Annotated in this window: 14 protein-coding genes and 1 tRNA gene; 6 read left to right on the top strand and 9 right to left on the bottom strand. The window is 26.0% G+C overall.

The features are described from left to right. Positions 1–45 precede the first annotated feature (45 nt). Positions 46–1602: a lysine--tRNA ligase gene (locus h2es_RS02375; protein ID WP_154511053.1), complete on the bottom strand. Its 1557-nt coding sequence runs from the start codon at positions 1600–1602 to the stop codon at positions 46–48. 261 nt (positions 1603–1863) lie between these two features. On the opposite strand from h2es_RS02375, the gene h2es_RS02370 reads away from it, so the two are divergent. From h2es_RS02370 to h2es_RS02350, 5 genes are all read left to right on the top strand, one after another. After that, positions 1864–1953 (top strand) — tRNA-Ser (locus h2es_RS02370). A gap of 9 nt (positions 1954–1962) precedes the next feature. Then, on the top strand, positions 1963–3972 hold the full coding sequence (gene priA, locus h2es_RS02365; RefSeq protein ID WP_154511051.1) for a replication restart helicase PriA: 2010 nt from the start codon (positions 1963–1965) through the stop codon (positions 3970–3972). Positions 3973–4005: 33 nt separating this feature from the next. Further along, a complete protein-coding gene (locus tag h2es_RS02360; RefSeq protein ID WP_154511049.1) occupies positions 4006–5046 on the top strand; it encodes a hypothetical protein in 1041 nt (346 codons plus the stop codon). A gap of 176 nt (positions 5047–5222) precedes the next feature. After that, the gene (locus h2es_RS02355) at positions 5223–5729 is read left to right on the top strand and encodes a hypothetical protein (RefSeq protein WP_154511047.1); all 507 of its coding nucleotides are present in this window, start codon (positions 5223–5225) and stop codon (positions 5727–5729) included. Positions 5730–5759: 30 nt separating this feature from the next. Continuing rightward, complete coding sequence (locus tag h2es_RS02350; protein ID WP_154511045.1) at positions 5760–7190, top strand: hypothetical protein; 1431 nt, start codon at positions 5760–5762, stop codon at positions 7188–7190. 64 nt (positions 7191–7254) lie between these two features. Here h2es_RS02350 and htpG read toward each other — a convergent pair whose 3' ends face one another. From htpG to h2es_RS02330, 4 genes are all read right to left on the bottom strand, one after another. After that, entirely contained in the window at positions 7255–9141 is a 1887-nt protein-coding gene (gene htpG / locus h2es_RS02345; protein ID WP_154511043.1) for a molecular chaperone HtpG, read from the bottom strand. Between the two features lie 89 nt (positions 9142–9230). Beyond that, positions 9231–10580 carry a diguanylate cyclase gene (locus tag h2es_RS02340; RefSeq protein ID WP_154511041.1) on the bottom strand — a complete coding sequence of 450 codons (1350 nt, stop codon included), beginning with the start codon at positions 10578–10580 and terminating at the stop codon, positions 9231–9233. Positions 10581–10648: 68 nt separating this feature from the next. Next, complete coding sequence (gene der / locus h2es_RS02335; RefSeq protein ID WP_154511039.1) at positions 10649–12004, bottom strand: ribosome biogenesis GTPase Der; 1356 nt, start codon at positions 12002–12004, stop codon at positions 10649–10651. Positions 12005–12013: 9 nt separating this feature from the next. After that, positions 12014–12580: a carboxymuconolactone decarboxylase family protein gene (locus h2es_RS02330; RefSeq protein ID WP_126044411.1), complete on the bottom strand. Its 567-nt coding sequence runs from the start codon at positions 12578–12580 to the stop codon at positions 12014–12016. A 324-nt stretch (positions 12581–12904) separates the two neighbouring features. Here h2es_RS02330 and h2es_RS02325 point away from each other — a divergent pair, with 324 nt between their 5' ends. After that, positions 12905–13669 carry a hypothetical protein gene (locus h2es_RS02325; RefSeq protein ID WP_154511037.1) on the top strand — a complete coding sequence of 255 codons (765 nt, stop codon included), beginning with the start codon at positions 12905–12907 and terminating at the stop codon, positions 13667–13669. A gap of 141 nt (positions 13670–13810) precedes the next feature. Here the strand turns inward: h2es_RS02325 and h2es_RS02320 are convergent, their stop codons facing one another. The 4 genes from h2es_RS02320 to h2es_RS02305 all read right to left on the bottom strand — a co-directional run bounded on the left by h2es_RS02320 (position 13811) and on the right by h2es_RS02305 (position 15271). Further along, positions 13811–14008 (bottom strand): hypothetical protein, encoded by a 198-nt coding sequence (locus tag h2es_RS02320; protein ID WP_195909957.1) that lies wholly within the window; start codon positions 14006–14008, stop codon positions 13811–13813. 114 nt (positions 14009–14122) lie between these two features. After that, complete coding sequence (locus h2es_RS02315; protein ID WP_154511033.1) at positions 14123–14596, bottom strand: hypothetical protein; 474 nt, start codon at positions 14594–14596, stop codon at positions 14123–14125. Next, the gene (locus tag h2es_RS02310) at positions 14596–15030 is read right to left on the bottom strand and encodes an ATP synthase subunit B family protein (RefSeq protein ID WP_154511031.1); all 435 of its coding nucleotides are present in this window, start codon (positions 15028–15030) and stop codon (positions 14596–14598) included. The genes h2es_RS02315 and h2es_RS02310 overlap by 1 nt, the downstream gene beginning before the upstream one ends. A gap of 13 nt (positions 15031–15043) precedes the next feature. Further along, on the bottom strand, positions 15044–15271 hold the full coding sequence (locus h2es_RS02305; protein ID WP_126044416.1) for a F0F1 ATP synthase subunit C: 228 nt from the start codon (positions 15269–15271) through the stop codon (positions 15044–15046). Positions 15272–15279: the final 8 nt, after the last annotated feature.

Raw genomic sequence — 15279 nt, 5'->3', positions numbered from 1 at the left:
ATTTACTTCCTATCTAATTTAATTGTTTAATTTATAAATTTTTAACTAACATATTTTTTCATAAATTAATTTTTCTATTTTTTTAACCCCATATAATTTTATAAATGTGCCAATTCTTGGGCCTTCTTTTGTTCCAAGAAGAATTTCATAAAGCGACTGAAACCATTCTTTTAAAGGAATATTATTATCTTTACTTATCTTATATACTGTATTTTGTATATCTTCTGCTGTATTATTAACTGTTTTTAAATTTTCAAGTAATAATTTCAGTAATTTAATTTCTTGTTCATTAGGTATTTTATATTTTTTCTTAGGTTTTATAAAATCTTGAAAGTAATTTATAGCATATCCTAGCATAGAATCTATATATTCATGTGTTTCTTTATTAATATTATCATGATCAATAAAATCTTTAATATACCCCCATAAAACATCTTTGTTGTCAGTATTACAAGCATTAACAAGATTTAATAATAAGCTGAAAGTAATTTTATCAAGATTAATATTAGGTATTTTATCTGTATGTATGTAGAATATGGGATTAGAAATTTTTTCTTTCTCGTCAGTAAGTTGATTAAATTTACTTAGATGATTTAAATATTCATCAAAAGTTTTAGGAATTATGCTAAAATACAATTTTTTAGCTTTTTTAGGTGATTGATACATAAAAAGCTTTAAACTTTCTTGGTTCCCATATTTTAACCAATCATCAATTGACAGGCCATTACCTTTAGATTTAGAAATTTTTTGACCATTTTCATCAAGAAATAGTTCATATGACATTTGTTGTGGTGGTGACTTTCCAAGCACTGTGCAAATTTTATCATAAATTTCTGCATTTGCTTGTATATCTTTGCCATAAATCTCATAATCTACATCAAGAGCTGCCCATCTCATTGCAAAGTCTGGTTTCCATTGTAGTTTACATTTACCATTTAAAATACTTGTTTCAACTTTATGTCCCGTATTGTCTAAATAAGTTATAGTTTTTGATTCAATATTTTTGTTTATTACTTTTGCCTGTAATACCTTGCCTGTTTTTTCACAAATAGGTAAAAAAGGACTGTAGCTTTCTCTTCTCTCTTTGCCAAGTGTTGGAATCAAGATATCAATTATGTTATCATATTTTTCTAAGACTTTGGTTAGGTAGTCATTAAATTTTCCAGATTTATAACACTTAGTTGCACTAATGAATTCATAGTCAAAATTAAAATGATCTAGGAATTCAATTAATTTAGAATTCATGTAATCACCATAATTTTGGTTTTTTCCAAAAGGATCTGGTATATTTGTTAAAGGTAAATCAATGTATTGGTAATAATTTTCTTTATTTGGAATATTATCAGGTACTTTCCTAAGACCATCCATATCATCTGACATACAAAATAATTTAGTAGGAATATCAGAAATATATTGAAAAGCTTTTCTGACCATGCTGGTCCTAACAATTTCACCAAATGTACCAATATGTGGTAATCCTGATGGGCCATATCCTGTTTCAAATAATACATAACCTTTTTTAGGAGTTTGATTATTAATTTTTTTTAATAATAAATTTGCTTCTTTAAAAGCCCATGAGTTAATATTATTTAAATCTAACATTAAAATACATTCATAAATTTGTAGAAGATATGGTATAGAAAATAAATGAAAACTCAAGCATCTCTTACAATTTAAGTAATTATCTTATATTATAATTTGTTAAATAAAGTTTATTTTTATAAATTAGTAGAGAATTTATTAATAATAGCGAAAGAAAAAAATCAATTATTATATTAATTTTAATTAGACTACAGTGTTTTATAAATACAATTTTTTATTGATATTTTGATTGAAAAAAACTAGATTATATCAAACCTCTTGGGAGAGGTGGCCGAGTGGCTGAAGGCGCTTCCCTGCTAAGGAAGTATACGATTATTCGTATCGAGGGTTCGAATCCCTCTCTCTCCGCCATTTTAATAAATGAAAATGCAAAAAAAATTAGAAGTTAAAATAGCTCATGTAATTTTAGCATTACCATTTAATCAAGAATTTTCTTATAAAATACCAGGCAATATCTATATAGAAATAGGTTCTATTGTAAAAGTTAATTTTAGAAAAAAAGTACAGATAGGAGTTGTTATAAATATCACCAATACTTGTAGTAATAGTTTAGATTTTGAGTTAAAAGATGTAATGGAGGCTTATAAGATCCCTACAATTCCTTTAAAATTATTAAATTTTGTAAAATGGGTTTCTCAATACAATAATACTTATTTAGGCAGTATTATAAAAATGATTTTATTAAGTAGGAGTAATATCGAATATAACGTTGTTAAATCTGAGTATAAAAAATTTAATATTAATCGTTATAATCATAATCCTGTTCAATTATCAGATCTTCAAAAACAAGTTGTTTTTGATATATGTAAATATGGCTTTAAAAAGTACTCATCTCATTTGATTTTAGGTGCAACAGGATCTGGAAAAACTGAAGTTTATTTGGAAATTGCTCAGCAAGTAATTAATAATAGTGAACAAGTCTTAATATTATTGCCAGAAATATTGCTTGCTACACAGCTTGTAGAAAGATTTAAGAAAAGATTGAAAAATTGCGTTATCGCTGAATGGAACTCATCTTTAACTCCTAAGAATAAAGCCATTATATGGCATGGAGTTATAAATGGGGAGATTAACGTGGTAGTAGGTGCAAGAAGTGCACTTTTTTTACCATTTCTAAAATTAAAGCTTGTAATTATAGATGAAGAACATGATGGTTCTTTTAAGCAAGAAGAAGGAATTGTTTATAATGCTAGAGATATGGCTATTGTTAAGGCAAATATTGAGAGATTTCCAATTTTACTATCAACTGCTACTCCATCTGTAGAAACATATTACAATACAAATCTTGATAAATGTATATTACACAGATTGCCTAATCGTTATACCGGTGTTTTATTGCCTAAAGTTGAGGTGGTAGATTTAAAACAAGAAAAATTATCTAATAGTAAATGGATATCTGAATCTCTGCAAAATGAAATAATTAACTGTCTTGCGAGAAAAAAGTTATCAATGATTTTTTTAAATAGAAGGGGATATGCTCCACTTACTATTTGTAATAGCTGTGGAGAGAAATTTTCTTGTCCTAATTGCCAATTCTTTTTGGTAGAACATAGAAAGAAAAATCAAATGTTATGTCATTATTGTGGTTACCTTGAGGATAAGTTAATAAAATGTGCGAAATGTGATTCTGATGAAAAATTAGTTGCTCTAGGAGCTGGTATTGAAAAAATAGAAGAAGAAATTTGTTCTTTGTTTCCCGCTGCGAAAGTAATTTCTATAACAAGTGATACAATATCTAATTTTAAAAAAGCATCAAAAATAATAGAAGAAATAGAAAATAAAAAATATGATATAATTATAGGAACTCAGATGCTTGCAAAAGGTTTGAATTTTCCAGATTTGCATTTAGTTGGTGTAATTGATTCAGATATATCATTTGCAGGTTGTGATTTGAAGATTTTAGAAAGGACATTTCAACTATTATATCAAGTAGCAGGACGAGCAGGTAGGCAAAAAGAGAAAGGTATTGTTATAATACAAACTTATTTTGCAGATAATCCTATATTACAGTATATTAAAAATTGGGAATATGAATCATTTATTAAAGCTGAGTTAATAAATAGGCAGGATTCATTTATGCCTCCTTTTTCAAAATTAGTCATGCTTAAAGGAAGTAGTTTTAATGAAGAAAGTTTAAATGCATTTATGCAGTATATTGTTACAAAAGCTCCTATAAATCAAAAAATTGAAATTTTAGGACCAGCACCTGCACCAATTTATAAAATTAGAAATAAATTTCGCTATAGAATTATTCTTAGAAGCTCAAAACAAATTAATATTCAGAAATATATTGAAACTTGGTTTAATGAATTTAGTATCCCTCATACAATTAAAATAAAAATTGATATTGACCCTTATAATTTTTCATAACAGCTTATTTTGATTAATTAAGTATTTTGAAGAATGGGTAATGTTGAAACTATAAGGATGAGTTATGATGAAGGTTATAACTTAGGAGGTAGTGGTGATAAAATATTTGATTCAGTGCCTCAAGCAGTCAATGAGCTTAAAGAAAAATTTACTTCAAGATCAAGAAGGGAAGCTGAAGAAGATGCTCAACAAGATTTAAACAGAGAAGGATTACATATTAGTAAAAATGGAGAAGAAGTTGAGGTTATTAAAAATGTTGAGCAAATAAAAAGTTTAGATTATCTAACTGGAGAGCAGAAAGATTTTATACTTATGCATTTTCAACTTTTTGAAGCATCTTTTATATCTAATTTAAGAAATAGTTGTAGTGAATCACAAAATTTTAATCTTAGTAAAGCAATTGGTAATAATGGCAGTCATAATTATTTAGATATTGAAACAGATGAAAATGGTAAGGTTAAAAAAATTACCTATAGTAAAAGAAGAATATATGGGTATGGAATAGATGAAAAAATAATGGAGGCACAAGTTGAAGGTAAGGTTTTGGATCAAATGTATTTATCTATGGATACAGATATTACATCACTTAGAGGTGAGAAAGTTGATCAAGACACAGTTTTACCAAAATTTCAACTTACAATTACCTCAATCGATCACACAAAATCAAGTAATTCTGCAATGATTTTTCCCAAAAAAGTTCCTGAAAAAGGTTTGGTTGATAATCAGCATGATTCTTTGAAATTCTTTCTAATTGATTCTTTTATAGAGAAGATTAGAAACAATGATGAAAATAAGTCTATATCAGATTTATTTTTAGAGACTTTTTCAGTTTTAGCTACTAATGAAAAGTCTATGAATGAACTAAAAAGAGAAGCATTAAAAATGGAAAGAGAAATTTTACTAAATAATGGTGAGCTAAAGGCCTTAGAGAAAATAAAATATTATCTTAATAAATTATTGGATATGATTTTTGCTAAAGAACAATTTTTAGATTCTACTCAAAATTCTAGAGTAAATTCTTTTTCTAAAAGATTGCTTCAAGATAATAGTCCAAGTAAAATAAAGGGCAGATAATTTAAATAGTTTATATGTCGCAAATTACTTGTAGTATCTTTGATAATTAAAAAAGCATAGGGTAATTATAGTGATTTAATATAATTTTTTTCTAATGCTTTTAGAAAAGTATTTTGAGATTTTGAATAAGGGATATAGTATAAATCTATGTTTAGTTTTGTAATTAGAGGATGGGGGTGCCAGAAAATTTCCTTAGCAATTTTAAAAAAAGTTTTCCTGAAGTCATACCTGATATAAATGAGAATTTAGTAAAAAAATATTTAAAAGAAGAAATTTATGATTTTGAAGATCCTGTTTATGAAGATGATAATCAATCCGAAATACAAATGCAAAAATTGATTAGAAAAGCTGAGGGATTAGGTTTAGGTAATTTTAGCTCATTATTAGGTTTTTCAAAAAATAAAAAAATAAAAGAATGTGCTGAGGTTATAATCTACAGTTTAAAAATTAATAATATAGATAGCTCACTTTACAGAGATAAAGTTTTTGCATGTGGAGAAGGTACACTCACTAATTTGCAAAATATTTTACTTGATATATATGGTTTTAGATCTTTTAAAGCTATTATTAGTAGGTTAAAAAAAGAAATGCTTGAGAATTTTGCTGGTGAAATATTAAGTGGTGCAAAAACACATGATAATCAGCTTGTGCTGCAAAAATTTAGACCTAGGGGTGATTTATAGCATATTCATGATATATCAGTAATATTAAATGTGTTGGCAAATGAATGGAAGTTAATAAAAAAAAGAAAAATTGAGGATAAATATTTGGATGTAATTGATAATATATTTGATATTAGAAGGATTAATACTTACATAAATTATAAAGTACAAAATTTATTAGAAAATTATGAAGAATTAGTAGATTTGATTCTGTATAAATTAGAATCAGATTTGCCTAAATTTAATATATTAAGCACCCTTGATGCAGGTTATATAAAACATTTTTCTGATAGATTAGATGAGTGGATAGAACAAAAAAGCGAAGATTTTAAATTTTTAGGAGGCAGTGCTTATAATAATTTATTTTGTGCACAAGCATTAAAACAAAATACAGATAAAATTGAGTTATTTAGGTATAAAGATCATTATAAAAAAATCCTTAGAATTTATATAATTTTATTTTTAGATAATAGTTCTATTATTCTATTAAACTCAGAGAAGAGACAAAAACTTATAGATAAATTGCTTATAAATTGTGGACTACCTTTAAATATAGAGATTATACCTGATGATTTGTTAGAGTATGCAATAGATAATGATTTATTTATTATCAATAATAAAAATCATATTATTGATCCTGTTAAATTATATTTAAATAGTAATAAAAGGGAATATGCTTTAGCGCATCTAAAGCAAAATTGTATTAAATATGGTGGTAACCTAAGAGAAATTTTAATTATTTTAAATAATCCATTCAAGTCTGATTTGACATATTCAGATATTATTTCAGAAATGAAATTTCAAAAACAATGTTTTGATATATTTCGTGAAGCTATTATAAATAAGCAAGAATCTTTAGTACAAGAATTATTTAAATCTGCAATGAGTTTAGGTGTTTTAGAGGAGTTATTAATAAAAAATGATAATTCTGGCTCTTTATTTGATTATGCTTTTAGAAACAAGAATAATTGGTTAGTTAATCAAATACTGGATATTGCAATCTATAATGTTGAAATATTTCAACAAATTTCTAGTAGAGATATTACAACTATGAATTTATATAAATATCCAGATATGTCTTTAGTAATAAACAATTATTCTAATGCAAGAAATGAGATAATTAATGAAATTAAAGATCAGATTATACCTGCTAAATGGAGCTATTATATGCCAAACTTTGTTTCAAATTTCACAGATAGGTTTAATTATAATGAAGAAAGAAATGCATTGATTTCACAAATAGTAGATGAGTATTTAAAAAAAGAGAAATATAGTTTGCAAGATATATGTGATAATAAAGAAATTATTAAATCTGAGTTGAAGTATATTATCAAAGATAGGAAGCAAGAAATTAATGAATTTTTAAATAGAGAAGGAAATTATAATTTATACAAAGATGTTCATCATAAAAGAAATTTATATGATACAAGCTTTGTAAGTAAAGTTGTTAGTGAAGGTATATCGAGAATCACTAGAATATAATGGTATATAGATTGCAAGAGCATAGAATGCTCTGCAATACATATTGAATTAAAAGTGAGTAAATTTATATTTTTTCAAGTAATGAATTTAGTTTATGAGCAAATTCACTAGGGTTATCTAATGAATCACCTTCTATAAGACATGCTTGTCCATACACAACCTCAATTAGATTTTTATTTAGTTCTGTATCTTTATTATTATTTAATAGTGAGCTCACAATTTTTTTAAAGATTGGATGATTAGGGTTAATTTCAAGTACTTTAGCTGATTTAGAGTGAAGCTGATTTTGTTCTATCAAAAATTTCTCCATACGTAAGTTCATACCCCCTTCTGCTGTTGAAATGCAAGCTGGGCTACTAACTAGTTTTGAAGAAATTATAACATCTTTTATCTTGTTTTTTAAAATTTCTTTTACAAAATTAATTAATTTTGTATTTTTTTCAGAATCTTTATCTATATTTTCTGTTTTATTTTCATCATCTATTTTTTTTATTTTATTTAAATCAATTTTTTCATTTGTAATAGATTTGAAATTTTTATCTTTATATTGATGTACAACGTTAATCCAGAAGTTGTCAACATAATCAGTTAGAAGTAATACTTCAATTCCCCTTTTCTTAAATCCTTCTAATTGAGGGTGAGTTCTTAAAGCATCAATATTATTGCCATTTAAAAAGTATATTTCATTTTGATTTGAACCCATTCGCTCAATATATTGGTCGAGGCTTATTAAATCATTATTCCCTGATAAAGTGGAGTTGAATTTACATATCTCTAATAATAATTTCTTTTCTTCAATAGTGCTTTCACATAATCCTTCTTTTAAAACTTCACTAAAATTTTTCCAAAAATTTAAATATTCTTTAGGTTCTTTTTCAGCTTTAGTTTTTAAATTGCTTAATATTTTTTTTATTATAGAAGTTTTAATTTTTTGTACTATTTTATTATGTTGTAAAGTTTCTCTACTTATATTTAAAGGAAGATCTTCGGAATCGACTACACCTCTTAAAAATCTTAGGTATGATGGAATTAGTTCGTTACCTTCTTCAGAAATAAAAACTCTTTTTATATAAAGTTTTACTCGTGTTTTTCTATCGGGGTGAAATAAGTCAAATGGCTTAGAATCTGGTATGAAGAGTAAATTAGTATATTCTACAGTCCCTTCGACTTTATTATGCAGTGTCATCCATGGTTTTCCAGGAAAATGAGAAACATGATTGAAAAATTCTTCATATTCTTTTTCAGTTATATCAGAAGCGTTTCTAGTCCAAATAGCAGAAGCCTTATTTATTATCTCTTCTTTGCCATCTTCTTGAATAAGTTCTATTGGAAATGCGACATGATCAGAATATGTGTTTATTATATGTCTTATTCTATGTGATTCTAAAAATTCAGATTCGGAATCTTTTATTTTTAATATTATTTTGGTGCCTCTTTTTAATTCTTCATTTGAATCTTCAATTGAGTACTCACCTTTGCCATCAGATATCCATTCATATACTTCTTTTTCACCTGCTTTTGATGTAATAACTTTAATTTTATCAGATACCATAAAAGCAGAATAAAATCCTACTCCAAATTGCCCAATTAGATTTAAATCAGGTTTTTTACTACTTAATTGCTCAATAAATTTCTGAGTTCCTGAATTTGCAATAGTACCTAGATTATTGATTAAATCTTTTTTATTCATTCCTATTCCATTATCTGAAATAATCAGTTCTTTTGTTTTGGAATCAATTTTTATTTTGATTTTAAATTCATTATCACTTTTATCAAGCAATTTTGGTTTATCTAATGATTCGTATCTTAATTTATCACATGCGTCAGACGCATTAGAAATAAGCTCTCTAAGAAATATTTCTTTATTAGTATATATGGAATTAATCATGAGGCTTAAAACTTTACCTACTTCGGCATCGAATTTTTTTATTTGTTTAGAAGATTTTGTCATAAATGAGCAAATTTTTAATTTAATTTTATAAAGATATATAATTATGAAATTGCTAAAATCAATGTCACTTTCATGATAATTTTAAAAATTTAGATAATAACTGTATTTTTGCCAGAAGATTTAGCTTTATATAAATTTTTATCAGCTCTATTTATAGCTTCTGCTAAAGTATCCTCTGGATTTATATCAGCAATTCCTGCGCTAATTGTGCATTTTACGGTCTTAATTTTAGAATAATCTGAAAATTTAGTTTCTAATATATTTTTACTTAACTTTTCAATAACTGATTTTGCCTCTAGTTTTGTTAAATGATGCAAAATTATAATAAATTCTTCTCCCCCAATACGTGCTATAAAATCTGAGCTTCTAATATTATTTTTTAATATACTTGCAATAGATTTTAAAATTTTATCTCCAGTAATATGACCCCATGTATCATTTAATTGTTTGAAGTTGTCAATATCAATAATGCAAATTATAGAAATTTTTTCGTTATTTTGGAGTTGTTTAATTAAACTCTTAAAGTATATTTCTAAATACCTTCTATTATATACTTGTGTTAATTCATCTATATTAGCATCTTTTAGATATGTTGATTTTAAATTTTGTATATAATGAAATTTTTTAACTTGTGCTATTGATTTTACTATTAATTCACGAATTTCTCCTGGAGTTATAAAATAGTCATTAATCCCTATTTCTAAATTTTTTATTAAAGTATCTTCATCATATTCATCTATTATCATTAAAATAGGTATATGCTTTAACTTCACCTGATTTCTAATTTTTACTGCTATATCTATAGCATTACAATCAACAATTTCAGAATTAATAATAATTAAGCTATAATTATTTTTTAAACATTTCTGCACAGCTTGATCAGGATTTTTGCAAATATCAACTATTATATTTTTTCTTTCTAATTTATCATATATTGAATGTATTAATTCACTATCGTCTACAAGTAAGATTTTTGAATTAGCTATTTCCACGTCTAATAGAGGTGCACATAATAAATTTTGCAAATTTTCACCTATTCCAGCTCTAAGAATGATCTCATCTATTGAAGATTTCATTCTTATTAATGATTTTATCCGTAATTTTAATAAAGAATAGTTTATAGGTTTATTCATGTAATCATCTGCGCCATAAACAAAACTATTAACTTTATCTTCTATAGATGATAAAGCTGTGACTATTATAATGGGTATATAAGAAATTTCAGGAGTTTTTCTTATAGCTTTAGTAGCGCCAAACCCATCCATTATAGGCATCATAATATCCATTAGTATAATGTCAGGTCTAATGCTTATAGCCTTAGATATAGCGTCCTGACCATTGTAAGCTCTATGTATTTCATAAAACTCTACTTGTAATTTTTCTTCTAATAGGTCTATATTAAATTTTAAGTCATCTACAATTAATATTTTAGCCGTCATTTATTCAAAATATAGTTAAAATTACAAATTTGTTTCAATGGCGTTTCGCATAATAATATAAGTATATATTATACTCTATAGTCAATATTTTTTTGTAAAATATATGGATTTTTACTTTCAACGAAGTAAATATTAATAGGTATTCCACTTAACATAAATTTAGTTCTTAATGAATTGGTTAAAAATCTCTCAAAATTTTTATTTATATGCATTTTATTAGTAATATTGACAAAAAACACAAAAGTTGGTGGGCAAATTAAATGTTGTTTTACGTACTTTATTTTAAGTTTAATATTATTTTTTATAATTGGCATACTATATGCCTCAAGCGTTTTATTTAGCCAGTCATTAAGTTTAGATGTTGGAATTCTAGTGTTATATAAATTCCATAAAGCAATTACCTTTTTAAACAGATTTTTTTTATTAATTTTTTTATTTGCACTGATAAAAATTGTTAAAATATCCTTAATTTGAGGTAATTTTTTTTTAATTAAATATCTAACTTCATCTTTAAATTCGTCAATATTTTGTATTAAATCTTGTTTATTGATTACAGGAATTATTAATTTATTATGGTTCAAAGCTAAATTAGCTAATATTAAATCTTGCTTTTCAAATGCATTTTCAGAATCCATAATTAGTAAAACAATATTAGATGCTTTAATGGCAGATATAGTTTTTTTGATAGATAATTCTTCAATTTTTTCATTAATCTTAGATTTTTTTCTCACTCCTGCAGTGTCAATTAAGTTTATTTTTGTCCCTAGCTCAGTTATTTTATAAATTAAATAATCTCTTGTTGTACCTGCAATATCAGATACCAAACTTCTTTCAAACCCTAAGATTGAATTAAATAATGTAGATTTTCCTACATTTGGTCTTCCAATTATAGCAATGGATAAACTTTCATCATTTTTATTTGATATGTTACTATCTTTATCTATATCATCTTTAATTAGTTGATAAATTTGATCAAATCCTAATTTATGTTCTGCAGAGATAAAAATTCCTAATCCTAATCCTAGTTTTTTTAAATCATTTTGAGATAAAAACACATTTGATTCTGATTTGTTTGCGAGTAGAATGATTTTTTTATGTAATTTATTAGCTGACCTAGCAAGAGTTAAATCTTCTTCTGAGAGAGATGATTTAGCATCTACAACAAAAAATATAATATCAACTTCATCAATTGCAATTTTAGTATTTTCTCTAACGTTAGGTATAACTTTTTTGTTCTTATTTAAATACCATCCTGCTGTATCAATAAGTTCAAACTCTGTATCAAATAATTTTCCTATATGTTTTATATAATCTCGAGTTACTCCTGGTTGATTATTGACAATTGATAATTCTTTTTGACAAAGTTTATTGAATAAAGTTGATTTACCAACATTCTCTCTACCTATAATTGCTATTTTTTTCACAGCAAATATTTAAAAGCTTTCTTCTCTAACAACAAAATCATAATTTCTCATTCTTTCAATTTCTAATACATCTCCAGCGGCTTTGATTACAGAAACTATCCTAGCTATATCACGTATTATTTCAGAAGAACAATTATGCTTTCTTAACTTGCTAATATGAACGTCCATGCAGTATTTACACCCGTTTATTATCGCTGAAACTAGACAATACATAGAAAAATCTTTTTGATCTATATTATGGCTCTTTAGATTACTTAGAGATAGCATAGATGGCAGTTGTTTTATTTTTTCATCATTGATTTGGTGCTTAAAATTATGATACATACTAGTCATAGATATGGTGCTAGCTGCAATTTTACAAGCATTAGCTTCATTATTATCAAGATACCTTTTTGCTTCAGGTCTAATGTAATTTAGTAAGCATTCATGCTTAAGTGCATAACCTGCCGTAAGAACTATACCAAAAATTTGGTACTTTTCTAAAGTTTGTAAATCTTGAAAAAATATCTCTCTAATGCTTTTGTCAATATCGTACGCATATTGAGGGAGCTGATTTAATATGCTCTGAATGCTCATTTGTTTTTGGCCCCAAAAATAGAATTTAATATTAATTTATCATAATTTTTGGCAATTTACCAAAAAATAGTGAAGAAGGGAAGAATATTTTATTAAATAAACGATTAATTATTATTTATTACTGGATTGCTGCACTTCATTTGCATTTCTCTCGCAATGAATATGGCATAAATGGAGTATCAATATTTTATTTTGCATTGTAACAACTAAATATAGCAATAAATAGAAATTTTTCTATTTATAGTTGCATATTGTTTTGATTATGCTACGCTTAAGTCATAGATTAAATAAGTAATTAATTAACAATAAAATTAGGAGGAGATTATGTTTGGAGCATTATTTGGTTATGGTGATGAAGAAGTTGGAGTGAATGCTGTAGTTGAAGCATTACCAGTAGTACAAGAAGCAGCAAGTGAATTTGATACTATAAATAGTACATTAGAAGTAGAAATTGCTAAATTATCAGCACAAAATCAACAGCAAACTGAAATGATGACAGAGATGATGGAAAGAATTGCTAAATTAGAAGAGCAAGTTAATAAAGGTGCATGGGATAAGTTTAAAGAAGGGCTTCAAGATTTTGGAAAAAAATTGCAAGAATTTGGTCAGGCAATTAAAAACTCAGCATTAGTACAATGGGTTTATGAAGGGCTATGTCAAATTGGATGTAAAATAGAAAGGGCGGTGGCAAATGTACAAGAGAAAGTTGCAGAATGGTCTAGAGGAAAAGAAATGGCATCTTTAGATAAAGCTTTTGAAAAAGCTGGAAATGCTATTGACAAGGTTGCAAATAAACGTGACTTAGATTTAGGTGGTGAAGCGCACGATGGTCTTGGTTCAGATCTTGCAGCTGCAAAAGCTGAACTTGAAGCAAGGCATGAGCAACAAAGAAGGGCGGCTCAAGAAAAATTAACGGAGATTAATAAAAGGCATGATGCTCATAAAGCAACAAGGCAAGAGCATGGAACTAAAATGCAAGTTGCAGTAAGGGAAGCTGGAAGAGCTGTACAAGCAAAGGCTGGGAGTTTTGTAGAAAAAGTGCAAAATGCAAGAAGTTCAGGGCAAGGTCAGAGCCAAGGAAGAGTATAATTAATAATAACCTCTCTCGTTATTACGAGGGAGGGATGCCAGTCCCGACTGTGGTGATCCAGTGGTGTTGCTATTATTTACGTTTTGTGGCTATTTCTCTGGATTGCCACAAGCACCTTTTGCTCTCACAATGATTTTTAATTAGTTATTAATTTCTTTAATTGTATCAAGTATAAATTTTTCTTTAAGAGATAATGATTTATATAAATCAAAATTCATAATTTTTTTAGAAAGCAATTTAAACTTTTGATATCTTAATTCCTTAAGCATGTTATTTAATTTTAGGTTCTTATTTTTTTCCAAAATTATACATAAATATTTTTTTGAACTAATTAACATATATTATAGATTTTATAAAGTTAATAAAAATCTAAATTTTTCTAATCATTGAGATTATAGTAAAATTATATATGGTAATTTAGAGAATATTTAATTTAAATTAAAAAAAAGAGTCTAATTTTTCATTTTAATTTCATCTAATTCACTTAAAGATTTATTCAAAAAAGAACTACTTTTTTTATTGCTATTTATCTCTTTTAATATTTTTTTTATATTTTTTGAGAGAAATTTAAGGGTTATCTCTTTCTTTACAGCTTCTTCATCTTTTTTTCTTTGTATCTCAGCAATTTCTAATTGCTTTTTAATTTCTTGTTCAATTTCTTTTTCGCTCTGTAATTTTATTGAATTCATAAGGTGTTTGCTTTGAGCTAGCTTTTCTGCATTTAATTTGTTCTGTTCTGTAATTTCAATTTCTAATTTTTGTAAATATTTTTGAGCTTCATCATGAGTTTTCTTCGCCTCATTAATAAGCTTTTGTGTATTAGATATATGGTTATCTGTAAATTTCTTTAAACGAATTTTAATGGGCTTGTAACTAAAAATTAAAACAATAAAAAAAGAGATAGTAAGCCAAATAATTTCATTCATTATTTTTCGAGTAAATATAAATTTATTTTTTCTTTAATATCATCTGAGTATTGATTGAAATCTTGAGCTAAATTTTCTTTTAGTTTATTTAAAAAAATTTTATGAGCTAAATTTTTGTTTTCAATATCCTTTTTTAAAGTAATCAATCTCTCATTTTTGATATTAAATATTTTTTTTCTTAAATTTTTTTCTTGCTCTTGTATATCATTAGATAATATTTTCTTTGATTTTTCTATCTGCTCTTCAATATATTTAGCCTTCTCTAAGATTTCTTTTGATTTATCAATATAATCATTAATTAAATCTTTTCTATTTTTTAATGTTTTAGTGTATATTAAAAAAAACTGCTTGCCTGCAGTAAAATAAACAAGCAAAAATATAAAAATACACCAAAAGCATTGATTTAAAAAATATGTTAAATCTAAGTGAGGCATATTTTATGTAAATTTAGACAAAAAAGAGTAATAATAGTGCTATTAAGAAAGCAAATAAACCCATTGCTTCAGCAAGACCTGCTCCTATGAAAGCTCCTTTCATTAATTTCTCTTCAGCTGAAGGATTTCTTGCAATACCATTGAGTAATGCTGAAAAAATATTACCTATCCCAACAGCAGCACCAAACATAGCTATAGAACTTAATCCAACTCCGATGTACTTTAAAGCTTCTAATTCCATTTTTTTCT

Source organism: Rickettsiales endosymbiont of Trichoplax sp. H2, from assembly GCF_009690945.1.
GTDB classification, from domain to species: domain Bacteria; phylum Pseudomonadota; class Alphaproteobacteria; order Rickettsiales; family Midichloriaceae; genus Aquirickettsia; species Aquirickettsia rohweri.
This window is presented reverse-complemented; position numbering and strand designations above follow the sequence as displayed.